17 protein-coding genes are annotated in these 20,267 nt (G+C 62.6%); 6 read left to right on the top strand and 11 right to left on the bottom strand.

The features are described 5' to 3' along the window. Window positions 1-37 precede the first annotated feature (37 nt). From fis to dsbD, 6 genes are all read right to left on the bottom strand, one after another. Window positions 38-370 (bottom strand): DNA-binding transcriptional regulator Fis, encoded by a 333-nt coding sequence (gene fis, locus KUW18_RS11210; RefSeq protein WP_206943314.1) that lies wholly within the window; start codon window positions 368-370, stop codon window positions 38-40. Then, a complete protein-coding gene (dusB, locus tag KUW18_RS11205; protein ID WP_206943313.1) occupies window positions 367-1,479 on the bottom strand; it encodes a tRNA dihydrouridine synthase DusB in 1,113 nt (370 codons plus the stop codon). The genes fis and dusB overlap by 4 nt, the downstream gene beginning before the upstream one ends. Before the next feature lie 114 nt (window positions 1,480-1,593). Beyond that, the gene (gene prmA, locus KUW18_RS11200; RefSeq protein ID WP_206943312.1) at window positions 1,594-2,511 is read right to left on the bottom strand and encodes a 50S ribosomal protein L11 methyltransferase; all 918 of its coding nucleotides are present in this window, start codon (window positions 2,509-2,511) and stop codon (window positions 1,594-1,596) included. Window positions 2,512-2,643: 132 nt separating this feature from the next. After that, entirely contained in the window at window positions 2,644-3,984 is a 1,341-nt protein-coding gene (gene accC / locus KUW18_RS11195; protein ID WP_206943311.1) for an acetyl-CoA carboxylase biotin carboxylase subunit, read from the bottom strand. A gap of 46 nt (window positions 3,985-4,030) precedes the next feature. Beyond that, the gene (gene accB / locus KUW18_RS11190) at window positions 4,031-4,504 is read right to left on the bottom strand and encodes an acetyl-CoA carboxylase biotin carboxyl carrier protein (protein WP_206943310.1); all 474 of its coding nucleotides are present in this window, start codon (window positions 4,502-4,504) and stop codon (window positions 4,031-4,033) included. A 108-nt stretch (window positions 4,505-4,612) separates the two neighbouring features. After that, window positions 4,613-6,577 carry a protein-disulfide reductase DsbD gene (gene dsbD, locus KUW18_RS11185; RefSeq protein WP_222561430.1) on the bottom strand — a complete coding sequence of 655 codons (1,965 nt, stop codon included), beginning with the start codon at window positions 6,575-6,577 and terminating at the stop codon, window positions 4,613-4,615. Between the two features lie 333 nt (window positions 6,578-6,910). On the opposite strand from dsbD, the gene KUW18_RS11180 reads away from it, so the two are divergent. Then, window positions 6,911-8,071 (top strand): DUF2333 family protein, encoded by a 1,161-nt coding sequence (locus tag KUW18_RS11180; protein ID WP_222561429.1) that lies wholly within the window; start codon window positions 6,911-6,913, stop codon window positions 8,069-8,071. A gap of 97 nt (window positions 8,072-8,168) precedes the next feature. Here KUW18_RS11180 and ppa read toward each other — a convergent pair whose 3' ends face one another. Next, a complete protein-coding gene (gene ppa / locus KUW18_RS11175) occupies window positions 8,169-8,699 on the bottom strand; it encodes an inorganic diphosphatase (RefSeq protein ID WP_206943306.1) in 531 nt (176 codons plus the stop codon). Between the two features lie 260 nt (window positions 8,700-8,959). Here ppa and KUW18_RS11170 point away from each other — a divergent pair, with 260 nt between their 5' ends. After that, window positions 8,960-10,681: a bifunctional protein-serine/threonine kinase/phosphatase gene (locus tag KUW18_RS11170; RefSeq protein WP_206943304.1), complete on the top strand. Its 1,722-nt coding sequence runs from the start codon at window positions 8,960-8,962 to the stop codon at window positions 10,679-10,681. 227 nt (window positions 10,682-10,908) lie between these two features. Here the strand turns inward: KUW18_RS11170 and KUW18_RS11165 are convergent, their stop codons facing one another. From KUW18_RS11165 to KUW18_RS11155, 3 genes are read right to left on the bottom strand one after another with little or no spacing between them, the layout of a single operon-like run. Beyond that, entirely contained in the window at window positions 10,909-12,096 is a 1,188-nt protein-coding gene (locus tag KUW18_RS11165) for an alpha/beta hydrolase (RefSeq protein ID WP_222561428.1), read from the bottom strand. A gap of 26 nt (window positions 12,097-12,122) precedes the next feature. After that, complete coding sequence (locus KUW18_RS11160) at window positions 12,123-13,214, bottom strand: NAD(P)-dependent alcohol dehydrogenase (protein ID WP_409995828.1); 1,092 nt, start codon at window positions 13,212-13,214, stop codon at window positions 12,123-12,125. After that, entirely contained in the window at window positions 13,204-14,412 is a 1,209-nt protein-coding gene (locus KUW18_RS11155) for an MFS transporter (protein WP_222561427.1), read from the bottom strand. Before KUW18_RS11155 ends, KUW18_RS11160 begins: the two co-directional genes overlap by 11 nt. A gap of 223 nt (window positions 14,413-14,635) precedes the next feature. On the opposite strand from KUW18_RS11155, the gene KUW18_RS11150 reads away from it, so the two are divergent. Then, window positions 14,636-15,601 carry an AraC family transcriptional regulator gene (locus tag KUW18_RS11150; protein ID WP_261396624.1) on the top strand — a complete coding sequence of 322 codons (966 nt, stop codon included), beginning with the start codon at window positions 14,636-14,638 and terminating at the stop codon, window positions 15,599-15,601. 201 nt (window positions 15,602-15,802) lie between these two features. On the opposite strand, the gene KUW18_RS11145 is transcribed toward KUW18_RS11150, so the two are convergent. After that, complete coding sequence (locus KUW18_RS11145; RefSeq protein ID WP_206943299.1) at window positions 15,803-17,062, bottom strand: 6-phosphofructokinase; 1,260 nt, start codon at window positions 17,060-17,062, stop codon at window positions 15,803-15,805. Between the two features lie 532 nt (window positions 17,063-17,594). Here KUW18_RS11145 and mpl point away from each other — a divergent pair. From mpl to KUW18_RS11130, 3 genes are read left to right on the top strand one after another with little or no spacing between them, the layout of a single operon-like run. Continuing rightward, window positions 17,595-18,977 (top strand): UDP-N-acetylmuramate:L-alanyl-gamma-D-glutamyl-meso-diaminopimelate ligase, encoded by a 1,383-nt coding sequence (gene mpl / locus KUW18_RS11140; RefSeq protein ID WP_222561426.1) that lies wholly within the window; start codon window positions 17,595-17,597, stop codon window positions 18,975-18,977. Beyond that, window positions 18,970-19,599, top strand: a complete 630-nt coding sequence (locus tag KUW18_RS11135; protein WP_222163475.1) for a flavin prenyltransferase UbiX — start codon at window positions 18,970-18,972, stop codon at window positions 19,597-19,599. Before mpl ends, KUW18_RS11135 begins: the two co-directional genes overlap by 8 nt. A 40-nt stretch (window positions 19,600-19,639) precedes the next feature. After that, window positions 19,640-20,263: a LysE family translocator gene (locus KUW18_RS11130; protein ID WP_206943293.1), complete on the top strand. Its 624-nt coding sequence runs from the start codon at window positions 19,640-19,642 to the stop codon at window positions 20,261-20,263. Window positions 20,264-20,267 lie beyond the last annotated feature (4 nt).

Raw genomic sequence — 20,267 nt, 5'->3', positions numbered from 1 at the left:
GCGAGAAAAGGGAGCCGTCAGGCTCCCTCGAATCGGTCTAGATCAGGTCGTATTGCTTGAGCTTCTTGCGCAGCGTGCCGCGGTTGAGCCCCAGCATCTCAGCCGCCCGGGTCTGATTGCCGCGGGTATAGCTGAGTACCGAAGACAACAAGGGAGCCTCGACCTCCGCCATCACCATGGCATGCAGGTCGGTCACGGTTCCCCCATCCAGGTGATCAAAATAGCGTTCCATGGCGGCAAATACGGCTTCGCGCAGAGGGCGCTCATCGGCGGCCTGAGCCGCTGTCGGCGGGAGGCCGTCGATGGACCGCTCTGAGGTGTCGAGTGGCGAGGCAGATGCCGACTGGTCGATGGGTGGCTGGCTGGTCATGCGGCACGGGTTCCATGGTGTGCCACGGCCCTGGCCACACGCTCCGCGGCGGTAGCTGGGTCGTGACGAAAAAGTTCGTCGATAAAGTCTTGCTGGCCCTGGACCGACGTCAGGCCATTGAAGGTGGCCTTCAGCGCGCGGCGACTATCGTCCTCCAGGCGCTGATCGCTGGACAGGTACCATCCCAGGTGCTTGCGCGCGATTTTCACGCCCATATGCTCGCCGTAGAAGGCGTGCAGGGCGTTAAGATGCGCTCCCAACACCTCCCGGCGCTCATCATCGGTCGCCGGTGGCAGTAGCTCGTCATGCGCCAGATAGTGAGCGATTTCGCGGAAAATCCAGGGGTTGCCCTGGGCCCCGCGGCCAACCATCACGGCATCTGCACCAGTATAGTCGAGCACGCGGCGTGCCTTTAGCGGGTCGGTGATATCGCCATTGGCGAACACCGGGATGCGAATCCTCGATGCGACCTCGGCAATGGTGTCGTATTCCGCGTCGCCCTGGTAGCGCTGCTGACGATGGCGGCCATGCACCGCCAAGGCCTGGATCCCCGCGTTCTCGGCCAGCGTCGCAATGCGTACCGCATTGTTGCTGTCCTCGCACCAGCCGGTGCGGATCTTCAGGGTCACCGGTATGTCCACGGCAGCAACCACCGCGTCGAGAATCTCGGCCACCAGCGCTTCGTCACGAAGCAGGGCTGAGCCGGCAGCCTTGTTGCAGACCTTCTTGGCCGGGCATCCCATGTTGATGTCGATGATTTCGGCACCCTGCTCGGCATTCAGCCGAGCGGCGGTAGCGAGCATCTCGGCGTCGCCTCCAGCGATCTGCACCGCCCGTGGTCCGGGTTCGCCGCGGTGATCCATGCGAAGCCGTGACTTTCTGGTATGCCACAGGTTGGGGTCAGAGGTGACCATCTCGCCCACGACCAGGCCTGCTCCCAGCTGTCGACACAAGGCACGAAAGGGCCTGTCGGTCACGCCCGCCATCGGCGCAAGAATCACCGGGCTGGCCAGCTTGTGCGGGCCTATCCAGGTGTCCTGACGGGGCGTGGTCCGGCGAGCTGAAGGCTGGCTGACCTGTGGCTGGTGACTGGGACGTTGGTCTGACATGGGCGTTGCCGTCGTTCCGGGGCTGCATATCATACGCCTCGAAGGCGCCTTGGTGAAGGCATCAACGAGGCGTTTTCCTGATCAAACGCTGGGAGTGACCAGGGTCATCAATGTTCAGCGAGTCTCTGGGCGATAACCGGTCAGGCGTACCCAGCCGTCGCGCAGCTCAGGATCGTCCATGTAGAGCCCTTGATCGCGGTAAGCGTCGATGACCTCATCGGCCTGGGCCTCAAGGATGCCGGAGAGCGCCAGTCGGCCTCCGGGAGCGACATGGCCTGCGATGGTAGGGGCCAGTTCAACCAGAGGGCCAGCCAGGATGTTGGCCAGTACCAGCGGAAAGGTCTCACCCCCCATCTGTTCCGGGTAGCGCAGCGTCAGGCGTGAGGCCTCGATAGCGTTACGCTCGGCGTTGTCGCGGCTGGCGGTCAGCGCCTGGGGGTCGATGTCGGTGGCCACAGCACTGGCGGCACCGAGTTTCAGGGCGGCAATGGCGAGGATGCCTGAACCGCAGCCCACATCCAGCAGTTCAACGTCGTCCAGGGCGCCATCAACGGCCAGCCCGTCGAGCCATTCGAGGCACAGCGCTGTGGTGGGGTGGGTGCCGGTGCCGAAGGCCAGTCCGGGGTCGAGGTGCAGGTTCACCGCGTCATCCTCGGGTGGCTGGTGCCAGCTGGGGACGATCCACAGGCGCTGCCCCATGCGCAGAGGCTCGAAGCTGTCCATCCATTCTCTTTCCCAGTCACGATCATCGATCAGTTCGTGAGTGATCGTCGGGCAAGGCTCATCGGGCATCGTTTCCGCCCAGGCGCCGGCCAGCCGCTCCAGCATGTCGGCGAGGCCATCCAGGTCGTCGTAGAGTCCGGTCAGGACGGTGTGATCCCACAGCGGGGTCGTGCCCCTGTCGGGCTCGAACACCGGGTCGTCTTCGCCGTCCTGCAAGGTGATGGCCGTCGCACCTTCTGCGAGCAGCAGCTCCTCGAGCAGCTCGGCGTGCTGGGGAGGCACCTCGGCCTTGAGTTGGAGCCAGGGCATTGGGGTGTTCCTCGATGTCAGGTAAACGTCAGCGGGGCGGCCGAAGCCGCCCCGCTGTCGCTTGACGTGCGGCGCTAGCTGCCCGTCAAGCGATGGAAGGCCTGGAGTGCGCCGGCCTAGGCCAGCGCTCGCTTAGAGGCCCAGTTTCTTTTCCAGGTAGTGGATGTTGACCCCACCCTGCTGGAAATACCCGTCGCGCACCAGATCCTTGTGCAGATCGGTATTGGTCTTGATACCTTCCACCAGCAGCTCGTCAAGCGCGTTGCGCATGCGTGTCAGCGATGTCTCGCGGTCGGCACCCCAGGTGATCAGCTTGCCGATCAGGGAATCATAGTGCGGCGGTACGGTGTAGCCCGTGTACAGGTGCGAATCCATGCGCACCCCGAGACCACCCGGGGGATGGTACAGGGTGACCTTGCCAGGAGATGGCATGAAGGTGCGTGCATCCTCGGCATTGATCCGGCACTCGAAGGCGTGGCCGTTCAGCTCGACGTCTTCCTGACGGATCGACAGCGGCAGGCCTGAGGCAATGCGCAGCTGCTCGCGGACGATGTCCACGCCGGTGACCATCTCGGTGACCGGGTGCTCCACCTGGACGCGGGTGTTCATCTCGATAAAGAAGAACTCGCCGTCCTCGTACAGGAATTCGAAGGTACCAGCGCCGCGGTAGCCGATCTCGATGCAGGCCTCGCGACAGGCGTCGAGTACCTTGGCCCGTGCATCGGGGTCGAGGCCCGGGGCGGGGGCTTCTTCCAGGACCTTCTGATGGCGCCGCTGCAGCGAGCAGTCGCGATCGTACAGGTGGATGGCGTTACCCTGACCGTCTGCCAGTACCTGGACTTCCACGTGACGCGGCTTCTCCAGGAACTTCTCCATGTAGACCGTGCCATCACCGAAGGCGGCGTGCGCTTCGGTGCGAGTCACGGTCACGGCGGAGACCAGGTGGGCTTCGGTGTGGACGACGCGCATGCCGCGGCCACCGCCGCCAGCTGCGGCCTTGATGATCACCGGGTAGCCGATGCGGCGAGCGGTCGCGATAAGCTCGCCTTCGTCGTCGCTCAGCGGGCCATCAGAGCCCGGTACGGTGGGCACGCCGGCTTTCTTCATCGCGTTGATGGCGCTGACCTTGTCGCCCATCAGGCGGATGGTCTCGGCTTTCGGGCCGATGAAGGTAAAGCCGGAGCGTTCGACCTGTTCGGCGAAGTCGGCGTTCTCGGACAGAAAGCCGTAGCCGGGATGGATCGCGCTGGCGTCGGTGACTTCGGCCGCGCTGATCAGTGAAGGAATGTTGAGGTAAGACTGGGCCGAGGAGGCCGGGCCAATGCACACCGCCTCATCGGCGAGACGCACGTGCATCAGCTCGCGGTCCGCCTTGGAATGCACCGCGACGGTCTTGATCCCGAGCTCCTTGCAGGCGCGCAGGATGCGAAGAGCGATCTCGCCGCGGTTGGCGATTAGAACCTTGTCCAACATGGTGGTGTCCGCCGAAAGTGAATGGTCAGGGAAGGCCAGGGCCTTCTCAGGAGATGACAACCAGGGGCTGGTCGAATTCAACCGGCTCACCGTCTTCGACCAGGATGGCCTCGACGACGCCGTCACGGTCGGCTTCGATCTGGTTCATCATTTTCATCGCTTCGACGATGCAGATGGTGTCGCCCTTGCGCACGCTGGAGCCGACTTCCATGAACGGCTTGGCGCCAGGAGCGGGGGAGCGGTAGAAGGTACCGACCATCGGCGAGACGACCGCCTGGCCCTGATAGCTGGGGCCGCTGTCGGCGCTGGCGGCCGGGGCCTCGGCAGGCGCTGGCGCAGGGGCAGCTGCCGGTGCCGGAGCGGCGGCAGGCCAAGGCTGAGCCGCCGGGGCCGGCTGCCAGCTGCCACCCTGGGGATGACGGCTGATGCGGACCGACTCTTCGCCTTCCTGGATCTCGATTTCGCTGATGTTGGACTCTTCCAGCAGTTCAATCAGCTTCTTGACTTTACGAATATCCATGACGTTGTCTCGATCGTGTGAAGTGTCTGTCAGGCGCTGTAAACCTGACGCAAGTTGTTAGAGATCGCCGCACGTTACCGTTTAATGGCGCCTCTATCGTGTCAGAATTCAGAGTAGTGCGGAGTTTGCCGAAAATTGCGCGGGTTGTCCAGCGAGGCCGAACGGTGTTCGTTCATGGTCTTTCGGCGTCGCTGATGCCGACGCTGCGGGTGTCGCAGTCAGCAGTTCGGTGACCGCGTCGAGGTGCTGTGCGAGGGAGGCGGCGTCAAGCTCGCCCTGTATTCTGGCCTGCCGAATTTCTGTTCCGTTGTGGAAGAACAGCAGGCTGGGAGGGCCGAACAGGCCCAGCTGGTCCAGTAGGGCTCGGCTGTCGGCATTTGACTCGGTCACGTCCACATCGATCCAGCGATAGCCGTCGAGCGCTGCCTGTACCTGCGGATCGGGAAAGACGTCACGCTCCATGATCTTGCAGGAAATGCACCACTCTGCCGTCACGTTGACGAATACGGGCCCCTGGTCCTGGGCAAGGCCCGCCTCAAGCTGATCGAGCCCGGTCACGACCTGGTCGGCGTGGGCCACCGCTTGTGTACCTCCGGCACTACCTGCGTTGGATGGGGAGGTCAGACCCTGCAGCGGCCTGAGCGGGTCGCTTGCGCCGCCAGCAGCACCGACTACCAGGGTGATCCCCCAGACCAGCAGAATGATTCCGAGTCCCTGTCGCACCCGCGGCCAGCCCGTGGGTGAGCGCATGTCCAGAGCCCCCAGCGTCAGTGCTGTACCGGTCGCCAGGCAAGCCCACAACAGCAACGACGCGGTCGCCGGCAACAGGCGTTCCACCAGCCAGATGGCCACTCCCAGCAAGAGAATGCCGAAGGCGGTCTTGACCCCGTTCATCCAGTTGCCAGAGCGTGGCAGCAGGGACGTGCCAAAGCCACCGACCAGCAGCAGAGGAACACCCATGCCGAGGCCGAGGGCCAGCAGGGCCGCACCGCCCACCAGGGCATCGCCGGTGGAGGAAATGAAGACCAGGGCGCCGGCCAGGGGGGCTGAAACGCAGGGAGACACGACCAGCACCGAGAGAGCGCCGGCGGCGGCCAGGCCGAGCGGCCCGCTTTGCTGGGCTCGGCTCTGCCAGGCGTCGATGCGCGAGCCCAGGCGAGAGCCGACACGCAGCTCAAATACGCCGAACATGGCCAGCGCAAACAGGGTGAACAGAAGGGCAAAGACGATCAGTACCGGAGCGGACTGCAGTCTCGCCTGGAGGTTGAGCCCGGCCCCGAACAATCCCATCAGGACGCCGACCAGGGCATAGGTAAAGGCCATGCCTGCGACATAGCTGGCCGACAGCACGAAGGCCCTGCCGCGCCCCGGATTCTGGCCAACGATGATGGACGACAGAATCGGGATCATCGGCAACACGCAGGGGGTGAAGGTCAGGCCCAGCCCAGCGAGGAAGAACAGGCCAAGCATCAGGGGCAGGCTGGCGTTCTGCATCAACGCACGGAAGTGGCCGTCCTCGCTGATCGGGGCACTGGCAAAGGCATTGTCGGCTGCGGCGCTGACGTCGGCATTCAGGGCGCTGGCTGACGAAGTGCTTGTGGCCTTTACGGCGTCGGCAAAGGCCGGCGGTGGTTCGGACTCCGGGGCACTCAAGCTGAGGGTTTCGGGGGGGTAGCACAGCCCCGCATCGGCGCAGCCCTGGAAGGTCAGGGACAGCGGCAGCGGGCCCTGTTGGGGAGCGTTCAGCGGCGCGCTGAAGACGACGCTGTCATAGAAGACATTGACGTCTCCCAGAAACTCATCGGTCTTGGCTTCCCCGGGGGGGAGTGTCAGCTCGCCCAGTTCGCCCAGGCCGTCTTGCAGGGCAAGGGCAAAGCGATGGCGGTAGAGATAGTAGCCGTCGGCGTTTTCCATGCCGACATAAACCCGCTCGCCGTCATGCCATGCAGTGGCGCTGAATGCCTCGTGGACGGGCAGGAACTCGTCGGAAGAAGAAGAGAAGAACTGTGCTTGTGCGGTCCAGGGAACCACTGACAAGCAGATCACGATGAGTAGGCGTGTAGCGAGGAACACGTCGAATCCTTGTTGACGGTGAGGGTGTCGGGCGCACGTGACGAATGATCAACTATGGGAGAGAGGCAGCCTGCGCGGTCTGCTCATTCACCCGGCCCAGTGACGGTGCTCGCGAACTGGCCTGCGATGTGTGCTGGTGCACATACGTGGTCCCCGCGGCTTATCGTGGCCACGCGCTCCGCTTCAGACCGTGGAAGCACAGCAGGGTTCCCGATACTGTCGCGCTATGGTCTGATGCATGTCTGGGGTAGGGGCTATTCTACCACTGGGGCGATGACTTTCCTCCAGCGGGGAAGTCGCGAGCGGTGTTCGAGGGGCGACAAGGAGAGCAAAATGAGCAGTCGACGACAGCGTGCTGAGCAGCGCCGACAGGAGCTGGAAACACCACGCTATGGCTGGATCTGGAAACCGTTGGTGATCCTCCTGGCCATATTGGTCATGGTCGCCGTGGGTCTCTGTATATGGTGGAGCGTTGCGCCTTCCCGGTTCGACGTGGAGACCGCCACCCAGCAGCAGCGTATTTCCGCCGCGCCGGCCGCTCGCGGTACCGTCAGTGTGGCCACTCTGGCGACCTTGATCGATACCCTGCAGGACAAGCCTGGGGGCTACGTTCGTAATGACCTGCTGCCCCCTGGGCTGTGGATGGACAATATGGCGGCCTGGGAGACCGGTGTGCTGACCCAGGCGCGGATCATGGCGTCGAGCCTGTCACAATTCGATACCCAGTCGGGCGCTGCGGTCGACGAGCTGGTCGCCGCCCTCTACCAGGACGCGGATGATTGGCTGGCACCGTCCATGGAAGATCATCTGGCATTGGCGGGTCAGGCGGCTCGGGAGTACCTGGCGCGCTTTGATGATGGCGCTGGTGCGTCGTTCGGCGAACAGGCGGCAGGTGCCGCTAGCTACCTTGAGTCCGTAAGGGAGGCCTTGGCGGCATTGCGGGAGCGCCTGTCGTCGGCCGTGGCGGATACGGAGCGGCTCACCGAACTTGGCATTGAGGTGCCACGGGAGGCCGAGGTGCCCTGGTATCGAGTGGACGATGTCTTCCATGAAACGCGTGGCCAGACCTGGGCGCTGTATCAGTTATTGATGGCGCTGGAGCGAGACCAGGCCGACAGCATCGCCGCCGCGGGGCTGAGCGATGATTATGCGCGGGCCTTGGCCGAGCTGGAGCGCATGCAACGCCAGTTCTGGAGCCCGGTGGTGTTGCGCGGTAGCGGCCTCGGCATCTTTGCCAACTATCCGCTGAGCATGGCCCACCATCTCAGTCGTCTGGACAGCGTGCTGCTAAGCCTGACAGAGGGACTGGCCAGTGAGGGCGGAGGTTCAGCAGCAGCCTCGGCTTCCACCCAGGAGGCGGATGCGGCAAGCGGTGAAGCTGCTGCAATGAATGACGAGGCGGCAGATGATGAGGTAGACGAAGCCTCAGCGGACGATGCCGCTCCAGCTTCGCCGGAGGATGATGGCGAGGTGCCTGACGACGGCGCGTCGTGACCGTCGTGTTATCGCCATAACGCAAGAAGCCGCCTCAGGGGCGGCTTCTTGCATCAAGGCGCTTGGTTCTCTTCGTAAAAACCAGACTACGTAACAATCAGGCCTTGGCGTAGGCGGCGGCGGACTTTTCGATGGCCTTGCGCGCTGCCTCGACGCCTTCCCAGGACTCGACCTTCACCCACTTGCCTTTCTCGAGGTCCTTGTAGTTCTCGAAGAAGTGAGCGATCTGCTGACGCAGCAGCTCAGGCAGGTCGGTGACTTCCTGCACGTCGTCGTAGAGGCTGGACAGCTTGGGATGCGGCACGCAGACCAGCTTGGCGTCTTCGCCCGCTTCGTCGGTCATGTTGAGGATGCCGACGGGACGCGCACGCACGATGCTGCCCGGTGCTACCGGATACGGTGTCACGACCAGAGCGTCGAGGGGGTCGCCATCATCGGCCAGGGTGTGGGGGATGAAGCCGTAGTTGGCCGGGTAGAACATCGGGGTCGCCATGAAGCGATCGACGAGCAGGGCGCCCATGTCCTTATCAATTTCGTACTTCACCGGCGCGTGGTTGGCGGGAATCTCGATCGCCACGTAGAGATCGTTGGGGAGATCCTTGCCGGCGGGGATGTTGTCGAAGTTCATGCTCGTGTCCTTCGTTGGGCAGATGTCCGCCTGACTGGCGGAAAAAAATCGGTCGAATTATACGAACCCCTGAACGGGATTACCAATCGTTGGGCGGTATCTTGACGCGGTGCAATAATGGGCGCAAGTGGTCTGGCCGTCGGCGACAAGCCTGTTGTCACACATAAGCGCCACATGATGTGTATCATACCGCCCAGAATGGTGGTGGTCCCTCGTTCGCCGGAGTCGTACCGCCCATGCTGGAGCCACAGGAGGTGATCTTGGCCACTGCACGTCTTGCACTGAGTTATGGACAGGCCTTTGTTGCCCCGGAGCGGCATCGCCAGCGTAGCTCGATGTCGGTGCGCCTGCCGGAAGAGGGGGAGCCCAAGGGTGCATGCGCGTTGATCAGCGACTCAGCGTCCGGGCATGCGCTGGCCAAACAGGCCGGGGACCTCAGTGTTCGCGGGTTTCTCAATGACTACTACGCCACACCCAGCCACTGGACCGTCAAGGCGTCGGCCCAGCGCGTCATTCGATCCCTGAATGCCTGGTGTCACGGCATGACGCGACAGATGGACAGCGGCAGCTACGTGTCGTCCCTGTCTGCCGTGGTGTTCAAGGAGCGTAGTGCCCACCTTTTCCATGTTGGTGACACCCTGGTCTTTCGTCTTCGAGGGGCCGAATTCGAGCAGCTGTCGCGGGACCACGTCACTGACCTTGGCGGCTACCGCTACCCGGCCAGGGCGCTGGGCATGGATGTCGGTATCGATATCGACTATACCGAGTGGCCACTCAAGCAGGGCGATATCTTTCTGTTCACCACCCAGGGGGTGCGGGGCACCTTGCTGCCGTCGGACTACGTGCGCCTGATACGCGAAGACGCCAGTGACCTGGACGCCGCCTGTGAGCGGCTGGCTGCCGCGGCCGGGGCCAGAGCGGGGGAGCGCGGCTACGGCAGCGATCCGTTCTGTTTCCAGCTGGTCAGGGTCGATGAGCTGCCCGACGTGTCACCGGATGCCCCCAGCCGTCTGTACGGCGACCTGCCGATTCCCCCGGAGCTTGCTCCAGGCAATCAGATCGATGGTCTGCTGATCGAGGAGGTGCTGTCACGGACAGCCCACTCTCGCGTGTACCGGGTGCGTGACCTGCAGACCGATCGCATCTGTGTGCTAAAGGCACCGAGCCCTGAGTTGTCGAATCGAAACGCCTACCTGGAGCACTTTTTGCTGCAGCAGTGGGTGGTGGAGCGCGTGCATTCGCCTTTCGTGGTCAGCGTGGTGGAACCGTCCCGCCAGCGTCGTCATCTCTACTACCTGATGCGGCACGTGGAGGGCATGACCCTGTCCCAGTGGGTGGCGCGCTTTCCTCGTGCCAGCCTTGGGCAGCGGCTCGACATCGCGCTGCAACTCGGCAAGGCGATCCAGGCGCTGCACAATCGGGACCTGATTCATCAGCAGATCCATCCGGATAATGTGCTGATCGATGAGCATGGCCAGGTGGTGTTGGCCGACTTCAGCGCCTGCCATCTGCGTGACGTCGATGGTCATCGGCGCTCACGCCGTCTGGTGCAACAGGTCGGGCTCAACGAACACAGTGCGCCGGAATATGCGCTCGATGACGAGGTGGGGCGGCGCAGCGATCAGTACGCGCTGGCCTCGACGGTGTACTGGCTGCTGAGTGGGCAGCTGCCTTACGACATCCCGACCCACCAGTTACGCAGCCATACCGACCTGGAGCAGCTGAGCTACCGCAGCGTGCGCAGTCGTCGTCCGGATGTCAGTCAGGAGCTGGATGAGGCATTGAAGCGCGCGCTGGATCCGCAGCGATCATTGCGCTTCCGCCGGCTGTCCGAGTTCCTGTATAGCGTGAGGCCGAGCCGGCAGCAGCCCAAGGAACAGGCGCCGAGGTCCATCCGCGCCTGGCAGGAGCCTGCCAACCTATGGCAAGGCATTGCCGGCGTACTGTTGGTGCTGCTGGTGCTGTCGTGGTGGTTGCGCTGAGCCTAGCCAGGTGTCGGGGTGGGCGCTGTCAGGGTAGGAGCTATCGTCGTGTGGCCTGTATCCACCCCCTTTCTGTACCCGGCGGCGCCGGCAGGTTGACGGTGCAGTCATGCCCCGCCATGGACAAAGGTGGACGATAGCTCCTTGATGTTGGACCCGCCCGATGGCCGCACCACAGCCGGTACCGTTCGCAGGGCGGGGACCTCAGGTACGCTCCAACTCTCGCTTTATGTTGATGATAAATGTGTGTCAAAGAATGACGTCAGTGTATCGAAAGGTATCCTGTCGAGTTGATCGTAAAGGTCCACATGGTCTGCCTTAGGCACGATGACCAATTCCTTCGGTTCAGAAGCTACCCTGTTGACGTCTTCAGAGTAATAGCGCGAGTGAGCGTTTTCGCCGGCCACCAGAAGAATGGGGCGTGCGGACATCATGTCGATGTTTGCATATAAGGGAAAACTGAAAAATGACATGGGGGTCGTCGCTGTCCATGCCGTTGTCGAGTTGATCCCCCTGGGGTGGAAGCCTCGCGGAGTACGGTAGTAATCGAAGAATGCGGCCAGCACCGGGTCTGGATTTTCGGGCAGGGATTCAGGCAACACACGCTGGCCTTTGATGATGTTCCCGTTTTCGTCAAACGGGACTTCGTGATAGCCCAACCCATAGCTACCGTTTTCCGCATCTACCCACCGCTGTTGGCTAAGATAATCAATGACCTGATGGCGCTGCTCCCGCGTATAGCTATCTTTATAGCTGCGACTCATGCTGCGGGACATGTCATACATGGAAACGGTGGCAACCGCCTTGATGCGTGAGTCACTGGTCGCGGCAGTCAGTGCCATACCGCTGTAGCCACAAATGCCGATGGCTCCAATGCGGTTGCGGTCAACGCTCGGTAACAAGCCAAGAAAATCGACAGAAGCGCTGACATCCTCAGTGTTGATGTCCGGTGAAGCGACATTGCGCGGTTCACCACCGCTTTCTCCTGTGAAAGAGGGATCGAATGCCAGCGCGACAAAACCGCGTTCGGCCATGGTTTGCGCGTAAAGGCCAGATGACTGCTCTTTTACGGCGCCAAAGGGGCCGCTGACAGAAATCGCTGCGAGTCTGCCACTTTTGTTTTTCGGCTGGTACAGGTCTGCTGCCAAGGTGATCCCGTACCGGTTCTTGAAAGTGACCTTGCGGTGATCGACGTTTTCACTCCTGGGAAACGTCTTGTCCCATTCCTGCGTGAGTGACAGGCCGGTGGCTTCATCTGTGCCGGACGTTGCGTTGGGACGGGAAGACGCCGCTGCCGGAGCTGCCGGGTAGCCGAGCAGCGCCGCTGACCCAGCAGCCAGTACGGCGCCTTGGATGACGCTTCTACGGGTGACAACGTACTCGGCGTCTTTGGTCTTCGGGTTGGATTCGTGCATGGTGTTCTCCATTGTGAAAGCCCGGCTCACGACGCAGTCGAGAGGGTCCCGTTGTCGATGACGAATCGATATTTGACGTCGCCCCTGAGCATGCGCTCATAGGAGGCATTGATTTGGTCTGCGCTGATCAGTTCGATGTCCGCCACGATGTCGTGCTTGGCACAAAAATCGAGCATTTCCTGGGTTTCGGGAATGCCGCCGATCATCGAGCCAGCAAGAGTTCGGCGCTTCGACACGAGGTGGAATACCTGTGGTGACGGGTGAGCTTCAGCCGGTACGCCTACCAGTGTCATGGTCCCATCACGCTTCAGCAGCGCCATGAAGGCATCGAGGTCATGTGGGGCGGCAACGGTATTCAGGATGAAGTCGAGACTTGCCGTGTGCTCGGCCATCTCGCTGGCGTTGCGTGAAACGACAACGTCGTCAGCGCCCAGGGCCTTTGCCGCTTCGCGCTTGGAGTCGGATGTGGTGAATGCGACGACATGGGCACCCATCGCATGGGCAAGCTTGATACCCACGTGGCCCAGGCCGCCGATACCCACAACGCCGACCTTCTGGCCCGGTCCGATGTTCCAATGGCGCAGCGGCGAATAGGTGGTGATGCCTGCGCATAGCAGTGGCGCCACGGCAGCAAGTTGCGACTCTGGATGGCGGATGCGCAAGACATAGCGCTCGTTCACCACGATCTGTTGGGCATAGCCGCCTAGCGTCCAGCCTGGAGCATCAGGCGTGGGAAAGTTGTAGGTGCCGATCATGGCGTCGCAGTAGTTCTCCTGGCCGGCATCACATTCCTCACAGTGCTGACAGCTATCGACGATGCAACCGACGCCCACAAGGTCTCCGACCTGGACATTCGTCACCTGGGTGCCGACGCTGGCCACACGGCCAACGATTTCGTGACCCGGTACGCAGGGAAAGTGAGTGCCCGCCCATTCGGCACGTGCTTGATGCAAATCGGAATGACAGATGCCGCAGTACGCGATGTCGATCTGCACATCCTGAGCACCCGTCGCCCGCCGGGTAATGTCCATGGGTTCCAGAGGTTTGTCGCCCGCAGGCGCGCCATAGGCTTTGATCATCATGAGAACTCCTTTTGACCGATTGATGTCAGATGTCACTACCCAATTGCCATGTCGTCTTGAGCAGCCGTTGGCCAGATCCGACCAGCAGGAAGGCGATCGCCGACAAGATGGCGCTGCCAATAAAGGTCGCGCCGATACCGAAATGATCCAGAAGCGTGCCGCCGAGGGCGGCGCCCCCCAGGATGGCGGTCTGGATGGCTGCGACGATCAGACTTCCGGCGGCTTCGGGAGCGTCGTCTAGGTTCTGTGTGAGCCAGGCCATCCAGCCGATTGACATCGCGGTGTTCATGACGCCCCAGATCGCCAGCAACAGTGCCGCCACGACAACAAGCTGGCCAAACCCGAGCAGGCCGATCGTCGCCAGCCCCATCACCACCGGCAGCACTTGCAGTAGACGTATGACCTGGCCGTCGGCGAACTTGCCGCCCGCCCAGGTGCCGAGAAATCCGGCACAGCCCAGCACCAGGAACAGTTGTGACAGCTCGGTCACAGTGACGCCGGTGACGGTTTCCAGGAACGGCCGGAGATAGGTGAACATCGTGAACGCACCCGCGAAGGTGAAGATCACGGCCGCGATACCGCGGGCAAAGTAGGGGCGCCTGAGGAGAGAGATCAGCGCGCGGATGGACTGTCCCTGTGCTGCAGGCAAGGACGGCAGGGCGATGAGCTGCCAGACCAGGTTGAACGCCACTATCGGTACCAGCACCCAGAAGGCACCACGCCAGCCAATCACACCGCCGAGATAACTACCGACCGGCGCTGCGAACGCCGCGGCGAACGCCTGCCCGGTGTACATCACGGCCAGCGCAGCGGCGGTGCGTTCAGGAGGCACCAGGCGCATGATGACCGCGGTTGCCAGCGCCCAAAAGCCGCCGATACAGATGCCAAGTAACGCCCTTGCCAGCATCAGCACTGCCAGACTGGAGGCGGTGGCCACCATGATCAGCGAGACCAGCATCAGCGCGGTCATGATCACCAACACCCACTTGCGATTGAGACGGCCCGCTGCCGTGGTAATGACGAGGCTTGCGGCCACAGCGAAAAAGCCGCTGACAGAGATCGCTTGGCCGATCTTTCCCGCGCTGACACCCAGTCCATCTGCGATAGGCGTCAACAGGCTTACTGGCATGAATTCGGCGGCGATCAGCATGGCGACACATAGCGACATGGAGAACACGGCGCCCCAGGTACTGGTCTTTGTCACGGAGTCATTAGACAGGTGTTGAGCAGTCATCGGTCTCTCTATGCGATATCAACGTCGGTGTGTGGCAAGGCCAGTGACAGGTAAAGGCCCCGGTGCCCACAACGCCTGGATTGCCATATTGCGTAGCAGTACCGTCGAGACGGTAGATGGATTGGCCAAGGTTCTTGCCTGATACTCCGAGTTCATGGAGCACGGTTCGACTAGGAAGGGTGGGCGAGATATCGTCGTGGAAAGAGGCGCAGGGAGACCTTCTATGCCAGTTCAACTTCACATCGAGCGACGCGACATGGGATCGCTTGACGCTATCCACGCAGACCTGGCGGGCTTGATTGGGGGGCGTACGCTAGGGTTGGAGGATTGCGCGACCGAGCTTGAAAGCCTGGCGTTGTTCAGGCGTGAGGCCCTGACCGAGCCCTGCGCCTGTATGGTGCAGCCCAGCATTGTTATCGTCGTCCAGGGGGCCAAGCAAATGCTGGTCGGCGAGCAGGCCTATGCCTACGACACCAAGCGCTTCTTGATCAACTCGCTGGATCTCCCCGCTCGATCGCAAGTGCTGGAGGCCAGCACGGACATGCCGTGCCTGGGGCTATCCTTCAAACTCGATCTGTCTGTCATGACGGAGCTGATCTCGCAGATCCGGCTGCCGCCACCGCGTGCTCGTGCCAGCGAGGCGGGCACGTCTATCGGCACGCTCACCCCTGAGCTGTTGGAGCCCTTCAGGCGTCTGTTCGGGGTACTCGACGAGCCCGCTGACATGGCGGTGCTCGCGCCACTGATCGAGCGTGAGATCCACTACCGTCTGCTTAAAAGCGATCTGGCACCACGTCTGTGGCAGATTGCGTCGGTTGGTAGCCAAAGCCAGCGGATTGCCAGAGCCATTGATTGGTTGAAGGCGAATTACACACAGCCGCTGCGCACCGCTGAGCTCGCGACCCAAGCGCAGATGAGCACATCGAGTCTGCACCAATATTTTCGTCAGCTGACGGGGATGAGCCCCTTGCAGTATCAGAAGTGGCTACGCCTTAGCGAAGCCAGGCGTTTGATGCTGAACGACGCTTATGATGCCGCCGCCGCCGCGTTTCAGGTGGGTTACGAGAGCCCGTCGCAGTTTAGCCGCGAGTACAGTCGCCTGTTTGGCGCACCTCCCAAACGCGACATCGAGAGCTTGCGGCACCGGAGTTTTGCTGGCGCTGACAACCCCCCAGACGCGGCATTCTAGGTTGAGGCTGGCAAGGGCTAAGCTGCGATCAGACGCCGTGGCCTCACGCCACAGAACGTCACGTTTCTCTGGGGGAGAGAACGAACGGCATTGTCCAGGTGCTAGACGGCGCCCTTAGACAAAGAAGCGACTCAGGTGGCACCGAATCGTGCGCACAAAAAAAACCCGAGGCAGAGCCTCGGGTGTGTCTTGGGGCGTGGCTTAAAGGCTGAACTCTGGCAGGCGCTTGGCGACCCGGGCGAGCTTCAGCTTGGCCATTTTTGGCAGCCCATTCTCGAAAGGCGGGAAGTCTTCGCCCTGGATCAGGGGGGCCAGGTAGGTGCGACCCGCTTCACTGATGCCAAAGCCGTCCTCGCGAATATAGTCGCGTGGCATGAATTTCTCGCGGTTGGCTACGTCCGCCAGGGGCGCGGCCTCGATGTCCCAGCGGTAGGGGTTCTCGCTGACACGCTTGATGGCGGGCATCTGGGCATTGTGGCCGTCCAGCGCCAGTTCGACCGCCTTGACTCCGACAGCGTAGGCCTGCTCGACGTCAGTCTTGGCGCCAAGGTGGCGTGCTGCACGCTGCAGGTAATCTGCCACGGCCCAGTGATACTTGTAGCCCAGGTCCTGCTTGACCATGCCGGCCAGTGTCGGTGCCACACCGCCCAGTTGGCGATGCCCAAAGGCATCCGTGTTGCCGGAGTCGGCAAGGAAGGTGCCGTCTTCGTAGCGTGCTCCCTCGGAGACGACAATGACGCAGTAGCCGTAGTTCTTGACGGCGTATTCGACGCGCTCCATGACCTGGCGACGGTCAAAGGGGATCTCGGGGAAGATGATGAGGTGGGGCGGCTCGCCTTCCCCTTGTCCCGCCAGGCCGCCTGCGCCGGCGATCCAGCCCGCGTGGCGTCCCATGACCTCCAGTACGAACACCTTGGTGGAGGTGGCGCACATGGAGGCGATGTCCATGGAGGCTTCCAGGGTGGAGGTGGCGATGTACTTGGCGACGCTGCCAAAGCCCGGGCTGTTGTCGGTAATGGGCAGGTCGTTATCCACGGTCTTGGGAACGTGGATGGCGGTCAGCGGATAGCCCATTTTTTCAGAGAGCTGCGACACCTTGAGGCAGGTATCGGCACTGTCGCCGCCGCCGTTGTAGAAGAAGTAGCGGATGTCGTGGGCCTTGAATACCTCGATCAGACGCTCGTACTGGGCCCGGTGGCTCTCGATGTCCTTGAGCTTGTAACGGCAGGAGCCGAAGGCGCCGCCCGGGGTGTGGCGCAGCGCAGCAATGGTATCGTCTGACTCCTGGCTGACGTCGATCAGATCCTCGGTCAGGGCGCCGATGATGCCATTATGGCCTGCATAGACCTTTCCGATACGGTCGCTGTGGCGGCGGCAGGTCTCGATGACGCCGCAGGCGCTGGCGTTGATGACCGCGGTGACGCCACCGGACTGGGCGTAGAAAGCATTGTGCTGGGCCATGAGGCGTGGGGCTCCTGGGTTGCTAGGGTCGGAAAGAAGGATGATCCCGGGACAGGCGGAGGCCGTATAGCGTCCTTGTCGGGCCGTGGTTGGCCGCCGTCTCCGAGTGCGACATGCACAGCCTGCGGTGCAGCCGCTGTGGCGTGGGTCGCCGGCATGGTCGGCGATTTTATCCGATCACCCGGTCCCCTGCACCCTGAGTGCGTGCTGCTGTGGCAATAGGTGCCATCGGTGCCAGTCCATCTGGCTGGCCCGCAAGGGATCACCCCTGGCGTGTACCCCCTGGCGTTGTGACTGGCCAGGGCGTTGCCGGATCGAGGGCGACTGTAGATCGGCGGTGACGCGCTGCCAAGGGTGGGCGAGGGCAACACAAAGTAAATTGGTGGGTGACAGGCAACACGCCCCGCTGTCTGGGTGGCTCTGGAGGCCTTGGTCACGGCGTGCTAGTCTGCCGCCAACTTAACGTCGCCATGGCGCTCCCTGAGCCTTGTGGGCGGGGATCGGGGGAGTCAGGCGGAGCGATGGAGGCGACATGCATCTTCACATCATCGGTATCTGTGGCACCTTCATGGGTAGCCTGGCGTTGCTGGCCCGTGAGCTGGGCCATCAGGTCAGCGGCTCGGATGCCAATGTCTATCCGCCCATGAGCACCCAGTTGGAAGCAGCAGGTATCGCGCTGCAGAACGGCTTTAGCGGGGATCATCTGACGCCTGCACCGGACCTCGTGGTCATTGGCAACGCTTTGTCGCGGGGCAATCCTGAAGTCGAGGCGGTACTGAATCAGGGCTTGCCCTACGTGTCAGGGGCGCAATGGCTCGCCGAACACGTGCTGCCGGGACGTCCTGTGGTGGCCGTGGCAGGGACTCACGGCAAGACCACCACCGCCAGTCTGCTGGCCTGGTTGCTCGACAGCGCAGGGCTCGAGCCTGGGTTCCTGATCGGCGGTGTACCGCGCAACTTTGGCGTGTCCGCCAGGTTGGGCGAGGCGTCGGCCCCCTTTGTGGTGGAAGCCGATGAGTACGACACCGCCTTTTTCGACAAACGCTCTAAGTTCGTGCATTACCGCCCATTGGTCGCCGTGCTCAACAACCTGGAGTTCGATCACGCCGACATCTTTCCTGATCTGGCGGCTATCGAGCGGCAGTTTCACCATCTTGTGCGTACCGTTCCCGGTCGCGGCCTGCTGCTGGTCGGCGACGACAACGATGCACTGGAGAGAGTGCTGGCGGCAGGGTGCTGGACGCCGGTGGAGCGCATGGGGCAGGCCACGACGTCGCCTTGGCGAATCGAGCTGGAGCGCGAAGACGCCAGCCGTTTCCGGGTCATTCATCGCGACCCCCAGGGTGTCGAGGAAGACGCGGTGGTCGACTGGGGGTTGACCGGCAGCTACAACGCACACAATGCGCTGGCAGCGCTGGCCGCCGCCCGCTACTTCGATGTCGATCTTGCTCGTGGAGCGGCGGCACTGTCTCGCTTCGAAACCCCCAAGCGGCGCCAGGAAGTGCGGGGCGAGATCGCCAATATTCAGGTCATTGATGACTTCGCCCATCACCCCACCGCGATAGAAGCCACCCTGTCGGGGTTGCAGGCGTCCACCCAGCGCGGACGGCTGCTGGCGGTGATCGAGCCACGCTCCAACACCATGCGTCTGGGCACCCTGCGCGACCGCCTGGCCGCCAGCGTAGCCTCGGCCGACCAGGTCTGGTGGTATCAGCCCGCGGGGCTCGACTGGTCGCTCAACAGTGTGGTCGAGGCGTCACCGGTCACCGCCCACCTGGCGACTGACATCGAGGCTCTGGTCGCGGCACTGGTCGCCGAGGCGCGGCCTTATGATCGTATCGTTGTGATGTCGAACGGTGGGTTTGGCGGCATTCATCAGCTGTTGCTGGATGCGTTGGAGCGCGCTCATGGCTGAGGACTTCAAGTCGCCCGTCACCGTTGCCATCACGGGTGCCTCGGGTGCCCAGTACGGGCTGCGGCTGATCGATGTGCTGGTCAGCGCCGGGCATGAGGTGTGGGTCATGATCTCCAAGGCGGCGCTCCTGGTGATCGCCACCGAGACCGAGGAGTCACTGCCGCCACGTCCAGCGTTGCTGGAGGAGGCGTTGACCTCGCGCTTTGCGGCGCAAAAGGGGCAGATTCGCTGTTTCGGGCGTGAGGACTGGATGTCGCCGGTGGCCTCCGGATCTGGCGCCAGTAGTGCCATGGTGATCTGTCCCTGCTCCACCGGCACGCTGTCCGCGGTGGCCTGTGGTGCCAGCAACAACCTCATCGAGCGTGCCGCCGATGTGGCGCTGAAGGAGCGCCGCAAGCTGGTGCTGGTCCCTCGCGAGACGCCGCTGTCTGCCATTCATCTCGAGCATATGCTGAGCCTGACGCGCATGGGGGCCATCGTGCTGCCAGCGGCTCCCGGGTTCTATCACCAGCCACAGAGCATCGATGATCTGGTGGACTTTATCGTGGCGCGAATCCTGAATCAGCTAGGCATCGATCATCGCTTGATGCCGCGCTGGGGCGAGCCAACATCCGGCGATTGAAGGTCCGCCTGTTCTTTGAATCCTATGGGAAAGGAAACCCATGCCCAGCCTTTCGGTACTTTCTGTCTTCATCCCTACGTTTTTCCTGGTCTCGCTTACCCCTGGCATGTGCATGACGCTGGCGATGGTGCTGGGCATGACCCAAGGCGTCAGGCGCGCGCTCTGGATGATGCTGGGTGAGCTGGTCGGCGTCGGCCTGGTTGCGTTTTCGGCCGGTGCTGGCGTTGCAGCCCTGATGCTCAAGCTGCCGGCGCTGTTTGCGCTGTTCAAGTGGCTGGGTGGCGCTTACCTGGTCTACCTGGGGGTGCTGATGTGGCGCTCCCGCGGGCGCATGGCGATCCCCGATGAGATCGACGCGGCGGCCCCTCCGGCGCGACGGGAACTGGCGATGCAGGGCTTTGTCACTGCGGTAGCCAACCCCAAGGGCTGGGCCTTCTTCGTCGCGCTATTGCCGCCGTTCCTTGAGCCTTCACGTCCGCTGATGGGGCAGTTGGCGGGGCTTGTGGTGATTATTCTGAGCCTCGAGTTCAGCTGCCTGCTGCTCTACGCGAGTGGTGGCAAGAGCCTTCGCCACCTGCTGGCTCGGGGCGGTAGCGTCAGGCTGCTCAATCGTATTGCCGGGACCTTGATGATCGGCGTCGGCTTCTGGCTGGCGCTGGGGTAGCCGT

This window comes from Halomonas sp. DP5Y7-2 (genome assembly GCF_019802025.1).
GTDB classification, from domain to species: Bacteria; Pseudomonadota; Gammaproteobacteria; order Pseudomonadales; family Halomonadaceae; genus Halomonas; species Halomonas litopenaei_A.
This window is presented reverse-complemented; position numbering and strand designations above follow the sequence as displayed.